The 17,219-nt window shown below is 45.6% G+C and carries 18 protein-coding genes; 12 read left to right on the forward strand and 6 right to left on the reverse strand.

The window, feature by feature from the left end; genetic code table 11:
- Positions 1 to 114 precede the first annotated feature (114 nt).
- Both PAEAM_RS02720 and PAEAM_RS02725 read left to right on the forward strand, forming a co-directional pair.
- On the forward strand, positions 115 to 396 hold the full coding sequence (locus PAEAM_RS02720; protein ID WP_100526546.1) for a hypothetical protein: 282 nt from the start codon (positions 115 to 117) through the stop codon (positions 394 to 396).
- 35 nt (positions 397 to 431) lie between these two features.
- Positions 432 to 710, forward strand: a complete 279-nt coding sequence (locus PAEAM_RS02725) for a hypothetical protein (protein ID WP_100526547.1) — start codon at positions 432 to 434, stop codon at positions 708 to 710.
- A gap of 148 nt (positions 711 to 858) precedes the next feature.
- Here the strand turns inward: PAEAM_RS02725 and PAEAM_RS02730 are convergent, their stop codons facing one another.
- The 3 genes from PAEAM_RS02730 to PAEAM_RS02745 form a co-directional block, all read right to left on the reverse strand.
- Positions 859 to 1,185 carry a hypothetical protein gene (locus tag PAEAM_RS02730; protein ID WP_100526548.1) on the reverse strand — a complete coding sequence of 109 codons (327 nt, stop codon included), beginning with the start codon at positions 1,183 to 1,185 and terminating at the stop codon, positions 859 to 861.
- A gap of 687 nt (positions 1,186 to 1,872) precedes the next feature.
- On the reverse strand, positions 1,873 to 2,406 hold the full coding sequence (locus PAEAM_RS02740) for a hypothetical protein (RefSeq protein ID WP_100526550.1): 534 nt from the start codon (positions 2,404 to 2,406) through the stop codon (positions 1,873 to 1,875).
- A gap of 340 nt (positions 2,407 to 2,746) precedes the next feature.
- Positions 2,747 to 3,043 carry a hypothetical protein gene (locus PAEAM_RS02745; RefSeq protein ID WP_243391246.1) on the reverse strand — a complete coding sequence of 99 codons (297 nt, stop codon included), beginning with the start codon at positions 3,041 to 3,043 and terminating at the stop codon, positions 2,747 to 2,749.
- A gap of 146 nt (positions 3,044 to 3,189) precedes the next feature.
- Between PAEAM_RS02745 and PAEAM_RS02750 the strand changes: the two genes are divergently transcribed.
- From PAEAM_RS02750 to PAEAM_RS02765, 4 genes are read left to right on the forward strand one after another with little or no spacing between them, the layout of a single operon-like run.
- Complete coding sequence (locus tag PAEAM_RS02750) at positions 3,190 to 4,632, forward strand: lipase family protein (RefSeq protein WP_100526552.1); 1,443 nt, start codon at positions 3,190 to 3,192, stop codon at positions 4,630 to 4,632.
- Between the two features lie 35 nt (positions 4,633 to 4,667).
- Positions 4,668 to 4,961: a hypothetical protein gene (locus PAEAM_RS02755; RefSeq protein WP_100526553.1), complete on the forward strand. Its 294-nt coding sequence runs from the start codon at positions 4,668 to 4,670 to the stop codon at positions 4,959 to 4,961.
- A 30-nt stretch (positions 4,962 to 4,991) separates the two neighbouring features.
- On the forward strand, positions 4,992 to 5,363 hold the full coding sequence (locus tag PAEAM_RS02760) for a hypothetical protein (RefSeq protein WP_100526554.1): 372 nt from the start codon (positions 4,992 to 4,994) through the stop codon (positions 5,361 to 5,363).
- Positions 5,360 to 5,863 (forward strand): hypothetical protein, encoded by a 504-nt coding sequence (locus tag PAEAM_RS02765; RefSeq protein ID WP_100526555.1) that lies wholly within the window; start codon positions 5,360 to 5,362, stop codon positions 5,861 to 5,863. Before PAEAM_RS02760 ends, PAEAM_RS02765 begins: the two co-directional genes overlap by 4 nt.
- Before the next feature lie 84 nt (positions 5,864 to 5,947).
- On the opposite strand, the gene PAEAM_RS02770 is transcribed toward PAEAM_RS02765, so the two are convergent.
- From PAEAM_RS02770 to PAEAM_RS02780, 3 genes are read right to left on the reverse strand one after another with little or no spacing between them, the layout of a single operon-like run.
- A complete protein-coding gene (locus PAEAM_RS02770; protein ID WP_076319384.1) occupies positions 5,948 to 7,111 on the reverse strand; it encodes a Ger(x)C family spore germination protein in 1,164 nt (387 codons plus the stop codon).
- On the reverse strand, positions 7,108 to 8,610 hold the full coding sequence (locus PAEAM_RS02775; RefSeq protein WP_243391247.1) for a spore germination protein: 1,503 nt from the start codon (positions 8,608 to 8,610) through the stop codon (positions 7,108 to 7,110). Before PAEAM_RS02775 ends, PAEAM_RS02770 begins: the two co-directional genes overlap by 4 nt.
- Complete coding sequence (locus tag PAEAM_RS02780) at positions 8,582 to 9,703, reverse strand: GerAB/ArcD/ProY family transporter (RefSeq protein WP_100526556.1); 1,122 nt, start codon at positions 9,701 to 9,703, stop codon at positions 8,582 to 8,584. Before PAEAM_RS02780 ends, PAEAM_RS02775 begins: the two co-directional genes overlap by 29 nt.
- 196 nt (positions 9,704 to 9,899) lie before the next feature.
- Here PAEAM_RS02780 and PAEAM_RS02785 point away from each other — a divergent pair, with 196 nt between their 5' ends.
- The 6 genes from PAEAM_RS02785 (at position 9,900) to PAEAM_RS02810 (ending at position 17,213) form a co-directional block, all read left to right on the forward strand.
- Positions 9,900 to 10,793, forward strand: a complete 894-nt coding sequence (locus tag PAEAM_RS02785; protein ID WP_100526557.1) for an NAD(P)-dependent oxidoreductase — start codon at positions 9,900 to 9,902, stop codon at positions 10,791 to 10,793.
- Positions 10,794 to 11,071: 278 nt separating this feature from the next.
- Positions 11,072 to 11,803 carry a nuclease-related domain-containing protein gene (locus PAEAM_RS02790; RefSeq protein ID WP_017690394.1) on the forward strand — a complete coding sequence of 244 codons (732 nt, stop codon included), beginning with the start codon at positions 11,072 to 11,074 and terminating at the stop codon, positions 11,801 to 11,803.
- A 266-nt stretch (positions 11,804 to 12,069) separates the two neighbouring features.
- A complete protein-coding gene (locus PAEAM_RS02795) occupies positions 12,070 to 12,960 on the forward strand; it encodes a hypothetical protein (RefSeq protein ID WP_100526558.1) in 891 nt (296 codons plus the stop codon).
- 227 nt (positions 12,961 to 13,187) lie between these two features.
- Positions 13,188 to 14,963, forward strand: a complete 1,776-nt coding sequence (locus PAEAM_RS02800; protein ID WP_165789812.1) for a cache domain-containing sensor histidine kinase — start codon at positions 13,188 to 13,190, stop codon at positions 14,961 to 14,963.
- Entirely contained in the window at positions 14,960 to 16,024 is a 1,065-nt protein-coding gene (locus tag PAEAM_RS02805; RefSeq protein ID WP_100526560.1) for a response regulator transcription factor, read from the forward strand. The genes PAEAM_RS02800 and PAEAM_RS02805 overlap by 4 nt, the downstream gene beginning before the upstream one ends.
- A 271-nt stretch (positions 16,025 to 16,295) precedes the next feature.
- A complete protein-coding gene (locus PAEAM_RS02810) occupies positions 16,296 to 17,213 on the forward strand; it encodes an ABC transporter permease (protein WP_243391250.1) in 918 nt (305 codons plus the stop codon).
- Positions 17,214 to 17,219: the final 6 nt, after the last annotated feature.

A 17,219-nucleotide genomic window follows, 5' to 3' on the forward strand; every position in this document is an offset into this window, starting at 1 on the left:
CCGGGCTTTTTGGATTGTCCATTTTTTGAAAAAACCTCAAACTTTGAAGGTCTGTAATGTGTTATTTAAGTAGTGGCTATATCTCAATAATGTTCTTATGGGAGGAAGGGTCAGATGAGTACACCTACAGTGGCTGGTCAGGAAGAGGCTCAATTATACGAGGAGTTGCGGCGTGCGATCGATGAATTCGAAGAGGGCGAGCAGCGGCAAATAGTTCTGAGTCGGCTGGTCAGACGGCTCAGGTTTGCCAAGTGGCGCAAAGATCGGATGCGCAAAGTTGATACATACTGCCAAAGGATCAAACCCGTGACACTTTGGATCATCTTAGCCACAGGTGCACTTGCACCAGTCCTGTTATTTAGCATGTTCATCTGGGTATCTCTATGGGTAGAGTAGTGGACAGCTAGAGAGATAAGGAGGATGGACCCCGTATGTTATTTATTGTGTTTTTTATTGCGATCGTATTTGGTGCTTTGTTGATTTTTCGGATGGATGAGGAGCGAAGGGTAAAAGCCGGAGCGCTGACAGTGGTCGTATTCAGTATTCTGCTGTGTATGCTACTTATATTCCAATTGGTGAGTCACGGAGGTGACTCGTTCACCTATTTGGGGTTTTTCAACATGACGTATGGAGCTGCGAACGTATGGATTCACATCTTTATTGTGATGACGCTGGCGGCGTTACTGACGTATCTGGGTGCGAGTGAGTAGCAGAGAGGTGAGGTTAGACAGTGAGGGGGGGAGGAATACTCGTCACTGTCTAACCTTTTGCATATAACGAAGTACAACTGATCTGACCCAAGAGCCATGCATCTCTACAAGGCTCTTGGGTACTATCAATTCTTTTAGGCTCATACATCTACTTAAGAGGTTTGATGTCATCAGGTGCTGAGCCTGTTTTGACTTCATAAGTATCATAATCCACCATTGCAAATATTTCTTGAGTTTTATTCCCTTTTACGTACCCCGTTAGTGATACCGTATGAGACAAGTCAGATGGAATGAATTTGTGGCCTGTAAACTCAACATCAATTCCATAGGTTTCTTTAAAATAAGCTAGGCTTGCGATTTCGACTTTTTGTACAATTTCTTTTTGCTCGTTGGACATGCAACCGCAAAATACAGTGATACTTATACTAATCAATATTAATAGGGTTAGAGGTGTACGATATTTTTTATTGAGCACATCTACCACTCCTTGTTGGAACTTATTTGATTTTCTTGTCGAGTAACTCTTTCGGTACAACAGCTGTTTGAACTTCAAATGTATCATAATCAATTAGGATAGTGATTTCGGTTTCCTTATGATCTTTAACATGTCCACTCAAACTAATATTGTGGCTAAGATCTTTCGGCATAAATTTATGATCAATGAATTCCACTTTAGTATTATAGTGATTGATGAAGTATTGATGACCCACTTGAGTGGCTTCTTCAATAATCTTGTCTTGATTCGTTATAGAGTTACATCCTCCCAATATAAGGGATAAGATTATAAGTATAAAAGATACAGATTGAATATTTTTAAAAATAATCTTTAACCTCCTATATATGTTAACTTAGCACATTATAATATACTTTAACTTTTTAGATCAGTAAACAGAGAAGAGTTTTTATGGATACCTATATAACTGATAAAACATATAAGGAAATTTCGGAACTGCCCTATCTTAATTTGTATGAAGGAGAGAAGATTTCGTAATCGCTGATCAGCAACGACTGATACAACAGGAACAGAAGATACGTACGATTCATGGAAGGTTGCAGTAGGATACAGTAATTGTCTAAATCTGCTCATAAGTAAAGAGTCAGATAGGAAGTGATCCTCCTACCTAACTCTTTACTTTCCTTGGGTAAGCAGTGCTATAACTGATTAGTGTATATCAGTAGTATTCCTGTTCAATGTTTGAATTTTCTCTTGAATATACTGGTGGTAATCGCGGAAGCTGCTGATGTGATGCAAGGAATCAGAATTCTCGGACTGAATCTTAATTTTACCGTCCTGAGGCAGATTTTTCATCTCAGCAATGACGGATTTGGAACCTTGGATATCACCGGACATGTCCTGGATTCGCTGTAATAATGCCGGATGTCCTTCATGTTGGAGCATTTCGGCGAGCGGTCTCATTTCCTCCAACTTTTGGCTCGACCGTTCAAGTGTGGTCATTACTTTGTCTCCATCTGTACTTGCACTAAGCGAAACCATTCGGTGAATATGGTCTTTCTCCATACGTTCAAGCGCCTCAAGATGGGAAGCTTCCAGTCGTTTGGGATCGCTCCAACTCTCCGACCGAACGGTGTCATTCTGTTGCTGGGAAGCATTGTTCGCAGTGCCATTACCACAGCCCCATAACAGAGATGAGCAGGTTAACACGGCTCCAACGGCGATGATACTTTTTAACCTCATGCTGTCACTCCTTCGATAATTTTCCTGAAGGTAGTATGAGCTATAATATCCAAAATCATGCTTCTTCTCTTCATTTCTGTCCCATAATTAAGCATATCACTGATTTTATCTGGTAAAAATGGCCTAGAAGGATTCATTATTATTTGCTATTTAAACTCATATTACAGACTTTCTACTTATTTTTGCAGGCATGTGTTTTCGGGTGTGTAGATATTGATTTATAATAAATGGATATAAATACAGGTAAATTGTTACAAATAAACTACGTCTAACAACTGCAAAAAAAGAGACCTGGACGTTTTCTCCAGGTCATTCCTAATGAAACATTAACATTGGTATATTACTTTGCTGTTTTTTCTGGGGAAGAAGGTACTTCCTTTTTTGGATTTCGACTATCGATAAACCAGCCTGGTCCTTGTACACTGATAACCTCCTGTGAGTCGTAGTTATAGGAAACTGTGATACGTTCATCCTCATGTCCCGTTATATGACCGTATAGATATAGACGTGAATGAATGGAAGGATCATCAATATCGTGACTCGTTACAATAAAGTCCGCATTATAGTATTTCTTTATGTACTGAACACTTATTGGTGTAGCTGTTTCTACAATACTTTGCTTCTCTGAGGTAGACATACTTGAACATCCTCCTAATAAGAATAGAAAAATAAGTACGGTCAGAGCTATAGGCTTTATTTGCATAAGCGTTAATTCTCCTTTTATGGAAATAAACTCTAAAGACACTTTAATACAAATTATTGTAATAGACAAGGTGGGGTATCATGACATACATAAATGATAAGACCTATTGGACCATTGCTGATGAGGTATACATACGAGAATTACCATCATCCGGATATAAAAATGAAAATCTTCCAGGTTGGACAATAGTTGAACCGAAGGGAGCAATACTCCACGATACGAATGGTTCGGGATTTGATGCTTCAGTGTTTTACAATGAGGATAATAATCAAGTTATTATTGGTTATAGAGGAACTGAACCACCTGATCGTCCCAAATGGAGTGTACTAACAGACTGGGAGACTGATTTAAATGATGTTGTGGGTAATCGAACCAAGAATTTGGAGGAAACTCACAATTATATGGAGCAATATAAGGAAGAGATTGCCTCGCTACCTCTGCATAAACAAATGCCTTTTATTGAGGCTGAGTCTAGGTATCAGAATAATCAATTTGTTCAGGCAATGAACCTCTTTGATAAAGTGAAGGAGGAGTACCCAGAAGCTGATATATCAACGACTGGACACTCGTTGGGAGGTGCTCAGGCGGAATATGTGGCGATTCGTAATGGAATATCGTCAGCTAGTTATAATCCGCCAAGTATTGTGCATTTACTTCCTGATGATTTACAAGAAAAGGTTCGGAACGGAGATTATTTGAAAACGAATGTGGCCTATGTCCATCCAGGGGATTCTGTGGGTTCTGGTATGAAGAATGCTGAGCAGCATGTCGGTGCTACTTATTATATCAATTCGACTTTTGAAGATGCTAATCGATACGAGACCATCCCCATGTTCTTACCGGCACCTCGGGAGACGTGGTGGGAACAAAGATTGTTTGGTGACAAGTGGTCGTTTGAATTTATTCGTGTTCCGTCTATATCCGGAGAACAAAGTGTACTATCTAAGTTTTTGGATTCCATGCTAGTGGGTCAGAGAACACATAGTATGGATCATTTTACATTCGATGAGAAAGGGAACATAAGTAATACATTGTATACGATAGATGGGCGACGTGTGGATGGTCAGCCTAGAGTAGAAAATTATTCAGAGATGATGAAGGCAAGAGAAGAGTTTAAGGAAGCGATGAATACGCTTGTCGAGAAGCATGGTTCTGCTATGGGAGGTTTTGGCCAACTTGCGGCAGCATTACTAGGAATCAGCCCAGTCGATATGAATAGACAGAACTCAGCGTACTATGTTGGCGACCAACACGGAAGCACCATTCAGCTAACACCTGAGGAGCTTGGACATGCTTCCAGACAGATGCGGGATAGTCTACATGGTTTTGCCAATGATGCGCGCTCTTCAATCCAGATGTTTCAAGCGCATATATCAACAAGTGAGAGCCAGTCCTTTACACCCATTGCCTATGATGCTACAGCAACGTTGGAGCGGGTCAATCGGTGGTACCAAGAATCCATTACAGAGATCGCAGATTATATCGAACGAAAAAGACAGGATTTTGTTCTGGCAGATCGATAATAGTTTAGTTGCAATGAACTACAGGAGGTGTACATATGGGGAGAATATCTGTCTCTCTGTCAGATTTGAGAAGAGCGATCCAGCAGTGTGAACAGTTGCAGCAACGCTTGATTCAACAGGAACAGCAGATGCGAAACATATATGGAAGACTGCACGATTGGAAGGGGGAGTCTGCAGTACAGTTGTCTGCAAAAATGTCGACATTTCTTGAAGGAACTACATCCAAATTAGCAGAGTTAGAAGCACACAAAGAACAATTAAAACAATATATAAGGAAGATGGAAGAGGCCGACCGCGAAGATCGACGCAAAGCTCAGTACCCTTATTAATCGTCCTTATTTTCCGAACTGGGGGGAATTATGTATATCTATAACAATTTGATATGGCGCTGGACCATCAATCTTCTATATCCTGCCATTATCTTTGTATTCCAGAGCTGGGGCCCGATATTGGATTCTTGGACAGGTCCTATTTTGTTCGTCGCGGTTTTCTGCTTTCTATGGAGCGATGTGAAAGACTTGTTCCTCTCGACAGGATTGACATGGTTTATTGCCATCCCGTGTTGGTGGTATTGGATTGAACGTCCGAAACCATCGTTCGGTGCAGAACATTTTGCCGCACATCTATGGCTAATTGTACTTATGTATATTGTCTTTGTGCTCATTCCCCAGACCTTAATCCTGACTACTCGGTTGCGGGTAATGGATTATATTAGGGGGAAGCAGATATGAGTCGCATCAAAAGAATCAACAAGCCATACTTCATCTTCCTCATCTGGAACATACTTATGATCGGCGCTGTTCGTGGATTAACCTTCCAGCATGAGCCTGGTAGAGGAGTGTCTGGTAACGGTAACCTGGGACTTCTTGTGTTAGCACCATCTCTTCTGACCTTCCTGATTCTATGTATCTGGACGACAACTTTGTCCAAATGGTGGTTATATGATCAGCGTCAGCGCTGGGGAGGAAAGGTGCATGTCTGTGTACCCTTGATTGCTCTCCTACTGTGTGTGTTGTCAGTCTTTCTGGAGTTACGTATCATCGATGACTTACGTATGCAACTCAATGGATTTACGAATGATCCGAATTCGGCAGTATACCGTTTTGGTTGGCTGAACCAATACACGAACACACTATTTTACAACGTGCCGATCCTGCTGTTCGGCCTGTCTCTCTCAATGCTGACAGGCTGGCTGATGGAATGGAGACTTCGCTGTCATAGATCTGCATGACCCGAACTACAAACGAGCGACATTCATATACACAAACACCCCTTATCCGGTTCCATACCGGACAAGGGGTGTTTCACATTCTTGCTACACTTTCCGTTTATATTTCCCTGTATACGGGATGGTGAGATGGATTTTCAGATCCTTAATCGAGTCTTCCGTAAGCATCATCTTGCTCCCGTTGTTTGATAACTTACGCCAGAGCTTTGGATTTTTGCGATACAGCTTCTCCTGAAGACCGTAAATATCCACACCACGCTCAAGGCCGTGACGATAGGTCTGCATGATCTGCTCCCGTAACTTCACTTCACTAATCTGGATCATCTCCTCATAAGAAGTGGGCACCAGGTATTCGTACAGGGCGGTGAGGTAGTGGGCATCAATGTTGAACGTAACGTCTTCACCCTGAATGACAGGTTTAATTTTGATCTTTGGTAATCCTACACTGAGCGCCCCGTAGATCGTTCCATCCTTCTGGACAAGTAGAGGGGCCCGCCGCATGTCTTTGATTAGCCAGTGATAACCGGGAAGCTGACTGCGTGGAAAGTATTCAAAGTCATAGCCAGTCTTTTCAAAAAAGGCCCCTTCCACCAGAAACAAATCATGTTTCTTCTCATTCTCAGCCCACTGGGTATCATTCAATGCAATACTCGGCAGATACGTTGTGGTAGCGGGATCATTATGTGTTGCAATGAGCTTAAAACTAAGCACAGGCGGGTACAATGATTCTTCCATGTACGTGGGGAGCGGGTTGTGAAGAATGCTATCCAAGGGCGACATATTATAGATGGACGTTGCACTTAAGATTTTCTCCAGAGGCGCCCGTGTTCCGTACACCCAAGTTGTATAACGGGATTCTGGAAATCGTCCCAGCATGTCGAACACTTCTTTGATATGTTTGCTGGTCAGCACACCTTCCGCCATAACAATGGCTGTCACATGCCCCCAAGCCATGTGTAATTGAGCCGTACGGAACAGTTCGTTTAGCGCCAGACTCATGGTTTTCCCCTCGGCATGTCCGACCCATACAGGCGGTGTATCTGCACTTTTGGTTGAACTTTCACTTTTGGCGACACTGGCAAAATCCAGCGTTTGTACATACAGATGATACATGCCGTCCTTATAATCAATCCCAAAGGCTTTGGCGTAGTCCACCTGTTGAATCTCAAAGGCACTCCAGCACCCACTTGTCATCACGCACATCGATAGGCTTAACAGACCCAGCAAACATCGCTGTAACAAGTGTTTCATCGTTCGTTCCCTTTCTTGCGGGGCTCCTGGGTCTCGAGATAGACAGGTCTTCGTTTACCTAGCCCCTTTGGCAGTTTGAATAATGAAGCTATCGCTTGTTTGAAATGAAGCGGTGTTAACGGCGTGAGATACGGAATGCCAAATGATTTGAGATCGGTCAGGTAGATGAGGAACATAATCAACGACAGGATGAACCCATAGATGCCGAGGGATGCCCCCAAGACAAAACAAAGGAACCGCAGGATCAGCACAGAACTGGTCATGACCTGATTCACAATGGTTGCTCCAGCTACGACGGTAACTGCGATGATGACAATCATGAGGGGAGAGACCATGCCGGCTCGAATGGCGGAATCTCCGATAATCAAACCTCCAACGACAGTTAATGTCTGGCCGATGGCACTTGGCAAACGTACCCCTGCCTCACGGAACAGCTCCATCAGCAGCATAATGAGAAACATCTCCATTCCCGATTCCATCGGAAGTCCCATGCGTCCAACTGAGATCGTTGCGACTAGAGGAAAGGGGATCTGATCCATATGAAAGGATGTCAGCGCAATATAGAAGCCAGGCAGGAACACGGTGATCATCAGGCCAAGAAAGCGCAGCATCCGTCCTACGTTTACAGCCAAGAAGGGGAAGCTGGCATCCTCCGGTGATTTGAGCAAAAGAAACAGATTGACTGGCCCAATAATGGCGCTGGGATTGCCGTCTACAATGAGGATAAAACGTCCATTCAGGAGACATTCTGCAGCAAAGTCAGGCCTGCCCGTATAATGGGTGACGGGAAACAAAGTAATCTTTGAAGGCGACAGCAATTCTTCCAGTTCATTGGCGGTCAAGATGCGTTCGGTCTCAATCTTACGCAACCGATCCTGGACGTCTTCGATTAGCTCCGGATTGGCGATATTCTTGATATACATCAATGCCACCTTGGTTGCAGAACGTGTACCGATCAGTTCGATTTTGCAGGCCAGTTGGTTCGTACGCAGACGGGTGCGTATCAAGGCAACATTGACGGCAAGGGGTTCAATGAACCCATCTCTTGCCCCGCGGATCGAAACTTCGGTGGTCGATTCCTCCGGTGTCCGAGTAGGGATGTTAGATATATCAATACTCCACATGGTTTGCAGGGATGGTATACAGATCAACATATGACCTTCAAAAACACGGAGAGACATCAGTTCAGTTCCAAATGCCTGATCTTGCAGATCCATTCGGGTCCAATCTAGGCTGATGCACTTTTCAATATCGGATGTACGGATAAAGTGTGTATTTTCATATGTTCGTTTGAGTTCCGGGAGAATAATATCGTAGATCGCTTCACTATCTACCATACCGCTGCAATACGTCATAAGGAGTTGCATCGGAGGTTCTCCGATCATATGACTATTGATGATGACATCATCAGATCCGGCAAAAAAGGTATTCAGGTTATGCTCGTTCATTCGGAACGGTTCAACGTCAGGATTATTCTTGGGTTGGGTTGAGATCGGCACGTTTGGGAGCCTCCTTGTCCTTTTTGTGGATTAATGCGGCAATGGTTAGTATTACGGTAACGACGGATACATAGGCGAGCATGACCGGAAACTGAATATGGTCCACATAATAATCCACGTAATCAATGCGCCACCATTGCATCGCCATGAAGCTCATGATGACGGTAATGGTGAGAATCGCGATATATCGTTTCTTCGGTCTGCGGAAATTCAGCAGATCCACGATGAGATACATAGATATGGCGACCCTTGCGAAGGAACCACTGAGCCACTGATAGATGGACAGAAAATCAACGTGTTGCAAAAGTTTGCCGATATTCACAAGTTTCCATTGCTCATAGGGACTGTTTCGTTGTTTGGCTGCTTCTTCGGGACCAAATTCCACGATGGCTCCGATGGTTGGTCCGATCGCCATACTGAGCATAAACACGCCAAGGATCAGAACGTGCCACCAACGAATTTTGCCTTTGACTTCATGTTGGAACAACATAAGAATCCAGATTTCCATAAGCCCGGCAAGAGAGTAGATCATGCCCCGCCACACGGGACCCATACCGTTCTCCATAATCGGGAACAATAGACTGTAGTCTTTGTATTTCATATTGGCGGACATTACAAAATAACCTAGCAAAATTACAAAGGGCAGCAGCAGACTGGAAGTCATCGCAATGGAGCGTATGCCTTTAGCCGCTGCCCACGCGGCAACCAATGCTCCGCCACCTGCCAGAACATAGGGAGGTGTGAATTGAAGATACGTGGATACGGTCCAGTTGGTTGTCTCATACAGCGTATGCGTGCCAAGCGTGAATAGCAGAATGGAAGCGGAGATCCGGAAGATCCAGGAAGGGACCGCCCCGAATTCTCGCGTAATCCAATCTGTTAATCGTTGTCCACGTACACGGCGAATAATGATGTACATCATACATAGAAACAACATAAAAAAAGGTCCTGCCGCCACGACAGACAACCATCCGTCTCTGCCGCCAGCTTCGAGAATTGCTGGAATGGACAAGACATGGCAGACCAGTCCGGCACTTAATAAAATGATGGAAAAGGATAACCAGATGGTAATTTGACCTTTTTCACGACTCATGCGAATCCTCCTTTCCAATGAAGGAAGTTTCCGTTAGGTTGTACAGCATACAGGAAGTTGATTCCTTTTTCAGATTTTTTCACAGAAAGCGGCAAACGAGATGGACGAGCCAGACAGAAAGCTTTAACATACAGATATAGCAATGTCCGAAGACAAGCACTGAGCGAAGTATAGAGAAATAGGGAGGAAACCGGCGATGACAAATACGACGAAGACACCTGGAGAGACAAAAGTTGGCTTTATTGGTACAGGCGTGATGGGTAAAAGCATGGCTGGGCACATCCAGCAAGCGGGATATCCGCTGCATGTGTACACACGAACTGCTGCCAAAGCGGAAGCGTTGGTGAAAGAAGGTGCCGTATGGCATGACACACCAGGCAAACTGGCAGCTGCGTGTGATGTCATCATCACAATGGTGGGGTATCCGAAAGATGTAGAGGAGATCTATCTCGGTAAGGATGGTCTCGTAGCCAATGCCAAACCGGGTTCATATCTGATTGATATGACAACATCCAGTCCGCTACTGGCTGCACGAATCTTTGAAGCTGCGGAAGCCAAAGGACTGCATGCACTGGACGCGCCTGTGTCGGGCGGTGATATCGGAGCGCAGAACGCGAAGCTGTCCATTATGGTTGGTGGTAGTTCGGAGGCCTTTGAAGCCGTGCGTCCGCTGTTTGAGCAGATGGGCACCAACATTGTGTTGCAAGGCAAGGCGGGAGCCGGGCAGCATACCAAAATGTGCAACCAGATTGCCATTGCCTCTGGCATGATGGGTGTATGCGAAGCACTTGCCTATGCCAAGACGTCTGGTCTGGACGCGGAGACCGTGCTGAAGAGCATTGCTACCGGTGCAGCCGGAAGCTGGTCGCTCAGCAATCTCGGTCCGCGCATGATCGCAGGCGATTATGAGCCTGGATTCTATGTGAAACATTTTATCAAAGACATGGGAATTGCACTGGAGTCTGCAAAAGCGATGGGCATGAAAACGCCTGGGTTGGCCCTGGCCGAATCCCTGTATCAGGAAATAGCGAATAATGGGCTGGAAGAGAAGGGTACTCAGGTGCTCTACACCTATTATCTTCAGGCTTAACAACCAAGAGAACAGCAGCGTATTCTTTTTCTATTCAGGAAAGGGTTGCGCTGTTTTTTTTCAATTTTGCGGCTTGTTTATGCGTCTAAAGTCACGAAATTGGTTAAATGTTCATATGTACTTTGCGTATTGGAGAGATTTTGATCGTTTTCCCTTTATTTTTACCCCGCTTTATCCGACATAAGTAATAGAAGTTTACATAATGAATGTGTCAAAGGATGTTATTCCTCCTGTAATGGTCACCCGTAACCCACACTATAATAGAACGGAGCTTGCCCATGTTCAAGAAAATCCTGTCTCTGTTCAAGACACAACCAGAGCTTGCGAACCAGATTACAGCCTCCGCTTCAGCGTTACCATCAACGACAACCATTCCCCCGCGTATGGTCCGTAGTAAGCGCAAGAAAAAGGCGGAAGGGGATTGGACACGCCAGCCGGAGGAGCCTAGTACAGCAGATCAGCTGATAGGTCTTCCAAGTCAATATAAAGTGCTGAACGACCTGCTCGTTACCAATCCGAAGTCACGCTCCGGTTATTCTCAGATTGATCATGTCGTGATCGGTCCTCGGGCAATCTTTGTGATCGAAACCCGAAATCTGACAACAGGTGAGATTCGCGGCGGAAGAAGAGAGGCCAATTGGTCGGTCAGCAGCAGTCGGGTCAAAATGTACAATCCACTCATGCAGCATCGCGCACATGTGGAAGCCATCCATGCACACCTCGGAGACTACAAAAGAGTACGCCTTGTCTCCATGGTGACTTTCACCAACCGTTGCCGCATCAGTGTTGATCCTGCTGTGAGATATGTGAATTCGGATGAACTAATCATCTATGATCATGAATTGGTGGAAACGATTCAACGCAAGACAGAACGACTTGAGACAGAGGTTCCCGAAACCGTATTTCAAGAGAAGGATATCCAGGCGATCTACGCTCTGTTATCTTCGGTCAATTCCACCGATCCTCAGATTCGGTCAGAGCATATGGAGAAGGCTAAAGGTATCAAATAATTACGCTTCACGAACACTGTTGTCCATACGGACGGCAGTGTTTTTGTGTTGCGGTGGTAGTTAATGCGCGCCTAGTAAAAGGCTTTAGACACAGGTATATCGTCGTATACAACCGGTTTTTAACTTATGATAGAATGTAGACCATGTCCAATTGTGTGAATCAAGCATGTTATATGAAAGGATATTTTTGTAAGTAAGTGTTCAAGTCTTGGAGCAAAGGTTAATGGTTCTCAGGAATATACATACGATAAGGGGAAGATTATACGATGAAATGGAATTATACGATAAAGACGTTCACGGTCATGTTCGGTTTGGCAGCGATTCTGACAGCTTGTGGTGGCGGAGTGAAAGAGACGTCATCGCCGGAGTCTACTTCCGGTACAGAAGTTGCTTCATCAGAAACAAGCAGCTCGAATGCTGCTGTAACAGAAACCGCAGCAACCGGTTCGAAGGGGAGTGAGGAGACAGGTTCAACTACAGACGAATCTTCTTCAACTGACGACGGCAAGATTGGAAAGGACTCCACACTGGAAGAGTTGAAGCAGGAGTATGCGGATAAACTCGGTTATATCCGTATCCCGCTTACGGATCATCCGGTGCGTCGAGTCAGTGAGGAAGGTTCCAAAAATATTAATGTGGCCAACTATAGTGATGCCGTTGTGGACATGAATGCAGAGGTTCCAATTCATTCCGATTCGCAGCGGTTAATTGATGATGCCTTTCCATTTTTCACAACCGTACAAGCACCTGATGAATCTTATATAACTTGGGAAGAAGCAACCAATCTGGAGCGTGCCATGGTGAAAACACTGTTTATCGCCCGTGAAGGTCTGCTAATTACTGAGGATGCGATGAAAAATAAGGATTATAGCAGCACATCGTTCCAGGATTCGATGGATTTCTTCAGGGTCACAGCGAAATTTGAATCCATGGCACCTGTTGCACAGCATCCGCGTGACTTCACGTTGAGTACGCTATACGACAAAGCCCGCACGTCGTGGGGCAAGCTTGCTGCGATGGACCCGGAGCAGGATGAAGCGGCGTTTGCCGAGATGTACAAGACGACGAGAACCGATGCCAATAATGCCATGGGGTTGCTTAATGTTCTGTTGTCTACCAATGAAGAAGAACGGATCAAAGAGATTTACGGGGAATAAAAATGCCGTGATCCAGAGTTAATCTGGATCATCCCGGTAACATGTCTGGATCACATGCCTTCAAACTCTGACTACCGCTTGAAGCGGGGTCAGGGTTTTTCTGGTTTTTTCCAATAGGTCTATGATATGTTTTTAGGAGTAAGACATGTACGGAATATAGGTGAGGTGTGTGAAAGATGTGGTGGATGAACTTTTGTAAACGCTTTAAATTTAAAACGAAGCTAATCTTGTTTTTATCTACCGCAACGGTCTTAATCTCCGGAATCACAGGGTTGATCACCTATCGCATCCATATCGACCTGTTCAATGAAGAGGTCAGTCGCCAGTATAGTCTTACCGCAGAGCAGATTCTTGCACGTCTGGATTCCAGGGTACACGACATGTATAAAGTCACCGATTATATCACACTGAATCCCTCCGTAAAAAATGCCATCAAAGCACAGACCTCTGGCATCTCGTCCTATGATCAGATGAAGCTGGAAGATGAACTGGATGATCAGTTGTATCAGGTAAGGCTGGATGCACCGGAGATCATGGGGCTCCGCATATATGACCTGAAGGATAACATATTTAATCTCGGCGCCTTTGCTGGCTCATTTCAACAGATGGATCCTTCCTATCTGGCAGAGATGGTTCATAGACTGGAAGGAACGGGCGGCGAATATGGTTGGAATCGTTTGGGGCCGGATGCCTTCTTGCAGGAGGAACAATCCAATTGGATTCTGGCGGGACGATTAATGCGGTCTGTTGATCTGGAGACCTATGGCGTCATGCTAATTCTGTTTAACACCTCGTTGTTCGAATCGTATCTCAAAGATCTGCGACTGAATGAGGAAGTTGCTGTCTACTTGTTTGACGCAGATGGTGAGCTTCTATATGCCTTTCATAATCAGGATGCGGATCCACCACCACTTACCGAGCTAAGCCTAGGGGCGACGGAGATCAGGGACGAGCAGGGAACAACCCAATTGTATACGAAGCAAACGTCAGACAAAGCGGGCTTCACCCTGGTCAGCAAGGTCTCACTGGCTCAGATTCAGAACAAGGGAAAGATTATTGTAAAAGTTGCTGTGTTCTCTGCGGTAGCCAGCATATTATGCTCCTGGTTCATCATTACCGTAATTAGCGGCAGACTGTTGCGTCCACTTGCGAGTCTTGTCAACGCGATGAAAAGAGTGCGTGATGGACAGTTCGATACACGGGTACGGATCGAGACACGGGATGAGCTGGGTTTCATCGGTGAACGATTCAATGCAATGGCTTCCCGGATTGATACGCTTATACATGAAGTGTACGAGCGCGAACTCAGTGAAAAAGAAGCTGAACTCAAAGCTATTCAGGCCCAGCTGAATCCCCATTTTCTGTATAACACGCTGAGCATGTTTTTCTGGAAGTTCTATATGCTTGGTGATGAGAAATCGGCTCGCCTGGTCACTGCCTTGTCCGAGATGCTGCAGTATACGCTGGAACCCGTGCAGCGACTAACGACCGTGCAGGATGAGATGAAGCAAATAGATCACTACCTGCAGATTCAGCAGGCCCGGTATCAGGAAGCCTTGTCGATTGAAATTGCCGTTTCTGCTGAATTGCTTCGCTGTCAGGTGATCCGACTGTTGCTTCAGCCCATCGTGGAGAATGTTTTTGTTCATGCCTTCTCGGACAAAAGGAACAACCGCCATCTGGAGATTCGTGGCTCGCGGCAAAACGGGCATGAAGGAGAGCCGGATCTGCTCATCATTGAAATTTCAGATAACGGCTGCGGTATGCACGCATCGGTCATTGAACGCATTATGACGCCAGTGGCACATGCAGATGAGGAACGTCAGCACATTGGCATGCGGAGTGTACTTCGAAGAATTGAGTTGATTCACGGTGAACCCTACGGTGTACAGATCGAGTCGACTGTGGGGGAGGGTACGCTAGTACGTCTTCGTTTGCCTTATCAGATCGGTGAGGACTCATGCCGGGAAATTCAGGTGACTGAGAGGAGTAGGTTCTGTTGAATGGACGTATGCTCGTAGTGGATGATGAAGCATTATTTCGTCAGGGTCTGATTCATCTGGTTCGCAATAACCCCCTCGGTTGGGAGGTCGTTGGGGAAGCGGCCGATGGAGAAGAAGCGATACAGGCTGTACACAGCTGCACACCTGATCTGATCATTACGGACATCAACATGCCTGTGATGGATGGTCTAGATTTGGCCGAACGTATACACGAGAGTGGACTGGACATTATGATTATCATTTTGACAGGTTATCGTGAGTTCGAATATGCACAGCGTGCCATCCGGTATGGGGCAATTGAATTTTTGTTAAAGCCGTTCTCGCTCGATGAAGCATGCCAGGTGTTACAAAAGGCACATGAACGATATCGCCGAAAACAGTCCGACATTCGGATCAGGGAACAATACAGCCAGGTGGACCGTACCGAGAGACTGCGAGAGGAACTGACTTTGTTGCTGCTCCACCATCAATTCGGATCGATAATGAATCGGATCGAGATGTTGCTAGAAGAAGCGTCCGGGATGAGCTTGTCACAAGGCAAAGCGGAGATTCATATGCTTATGAAGGTCATGATGGACTTAATGGTACAACAGCTTCAGCCTCAGGAATCCGGTGGTATGGACTCAACTGCCCCAGATCCACTGCTCTGGATTCATACCATACCTGAAGTCATCGCTTGGGCCCGTTGCAAGAGCGAAGAGTGGGTGGATATGCTGATGCGGCTAACTCAGGAACAGCAGGATCATGTCGTTACACGAGTTATACAGTATATTGAAATGAACTATTCCAGCACCTGCACGTTGCAGGCCGTGGCTGCCCATGTTCATGTGACACCCAACTACTTGAGCCATTTGTTCAAAAAAGAGACAGGACAAGGCTTCAGCCAATATGTCAGCAAGCGCCGAATTGATAAGGCGAAGCTGCTGCTGCACAGCACTCGGCAGAGCATGGCAGATATCGCGGAATTGACCGGGTTCGATAACTCCAGTTATTTTACAACTGTATTCAAACAGATGACGGGGGTATCGCCTCGCGAATATCGCAAGCAAGTAGCCAAGTGAAGTGCCCGGTAACAATCCCCCTTGAACTGCTGCAGGGTCACAATTATAGAGAAACCTCCTCTTAATATCTGTTCGTTTCCAAGTTCAACCCCACCATGTGGGGTTGTTTTTGCGTAGAAAATTATAAAAGGATCGTTAAATAACAAATGTTTACGCTTACATTTTTATCTAAAATACAACTATAGTACATCAACAGCAGAGAGGAGTGATGGATGTGAAGGGGGAACTGACCGCAGGTCCGCCGTCAGGATTACAACCGCCGGACAGTGAAATGAAGCAGCGGATTCGGCAGCAGCGGCTTCGACGATTCAAGATGAATATACCGTTAATCTTGATGTTTGTTCCGGTGATTATGTTCTACCTGACCTTTCGTTATGCACCCATCGGAGGGCTGGTCATGGCCTTTAAGGATTACAACTTCTATGATGGGCTGTGGAACAGTCCATGGGTGGGCTTTCAGCATTTTCAGACGCTGTTCAGTGATCCGCGCACGGTGGAGATTATTCGCAACACCTTGTTCCTCAGTCTGTTAAGCATCATTATCGGGTTTCCCATTCCGATCATTCTGGCCATTATGCTGAATGAAGTGCGAAACATGGCCTTTAAGCGAACGGTGCAGACGGTGGTCTATATGCCACACTTCTTTTCCTGGGTCATCATTGCGATGATGATCATGACGGTTTTCTCTTTGGAAAATGGGATCGTCAACCGCTGGGTCGAGGCCTGGACGGGAGCGCCTTATCCGTTCATGTACAACAAGGGTTCGTGGGTAGCGGTGTTTGTTGGCTCAGGGATCTGGAAGGACATGGGCTTTAATGCCATCATTTTTCTCGCGGCACTAACGACCATTGATCCGAGTCAATACGAGGCTGCACAGATGGATGGGGCCAGCAAAATGCGCCAGATCTGGCATGTCACCCTTCCGGGTATACGCTCCACCATTATTCTCCTGCTGATTCTGTCGATGGGGCGGGTGATGGAGGTCGGATTCGACCAGGTGTATATGCTTCAGAATTCCAATGTCAATGAGATAGCAGATGTAATCAGTACGTATATCTACCGCACCGGTCTTCAGGGAGCACAGTTCAGCCTCACAACGGCGATGGGATTGTTCGAATCACTGGTGGCATTTATCCTCATTTTTAGTGCCAATTATATCGCGCGGCGATTTAACGAAGGTTTGTGGTAGGGAGGG

Origin of the sequence: Paenibacillus sp. GM1FR (assembly GCF_002803315.1) — a bacterium.
Classification (GTDB): domain Bacteria; phylum Bacillota; class Bacilli; order Paenibacillales; family Paenibacillaceae; genus Paenibacillus; species Paenibacillus amylolyticus.

What these genes read in the sequence shown, in the direction of transcription:
- PAEAM_RS02790 (WP_017690394.1), top strand. Translation starts at nt 11,072, where the DNA reads ATGTTCAAGAAAATCCTGTCTCTGTTCAAGACACAACCAGAGCTTGCG.
- PAEAM_RS02785 (WP_100526557.1), top strand. Translation starts at nt 9,900, where the DNA reads ATGACAAATACGACGAAGACACCTGGAGAGACAAAAGTTGGCTTTATT.
- PAEAM_RS02725 (WP_100526547.1), top strand. Translation starts at nt 432, where the DNA reads ATGTTATTTATTGTGTTTTTTATTGCGATCGTATTTGGTGCTTTGTTG.
- PAEAM_RS02780 (WP_100526556.1), bottom strand. Translation starts at nt 9,703, where the DNA reads ATGAGTCGTGAAAAAGGTCAAATTACCATCTGGTTATCCTTTTCCATC.
- PAEAM_RS02755 (WP_100526553.1), top strand. Translation starts at nt 4,668, where the DNA reads ATGGGGAGAATATCTGTCTCTCTGTCAGATTTGAGAAGAGCGATCCAG.
- PAEAM_RS02795 (WP_100526558.1), top strand. Translation starts at nt 12,070, where the DNA reads ATGAAATGGAATTATACGATAAAGACGTTCACGGTCATGTTCGGTTTG.
- PAEAM_RS02765 (WP_100526555.1), top strand. Translation starts at nt 5,360, where the DNA reads ATGAGTCGCATCAAAAGAATCAACAAGCCATACTTCATCTTCCTCATC.
- PAEAM_RS02810 (WP_243391250.1), top strand. Translation starts at nt 16,296, where the DNA reads ATGAAGCAGCGGATTCGGCAGCAGCGGCTTCGACGATTCAAGATGAAT.
- PAEAM_RS02750 (WP_100526552.1), top strand. Translation starts at nt 3,190, where the DNA reads ATGACATACATAAATGATAAGACCTATTGGACCATTGCTGATGAGGTA.
- PAEAM_RS02740 (WP_100526550.1), bottom strand. Translation starts at nt 2,406, where the DNA reads ATGAGGTTAAAAAGTATCATCGCCGTTGGAGCCGTGTTAACCTGCTCA.
- PAEAM_RS02770 (WP_076319384.1), bottom strand. Translation starts at nt 7,111, where the DNA reads ATGAAACACTTGTTACAGCGATGTTTGCTGGGTCTGTTAAGCCTATCG.
- PAEAM_RS02745 (WP_243391246.1), bottom strand. Translation starts at nt 3,043, where the DNA reads ATGTCTACCTCAGAGAAGCAAAGTATTGTAGAAACAGCTACACCAATA.
- PAEAM_RS02720 (WP_100526546.1), top strand. Translation starts at nt 115, where the DNA reads ATGAGTACACCTACAGTGGCTGGTCAGGAAGAGGCTCAATTATACGAG.
- PAEAM_RS02760 (WP_100526554.1), top strand. Translation starts at nt 4,992, where the DNA reads ATGTATATCTATAACAATTTGATATGGCGCTGGACCATCAATCTTCTA.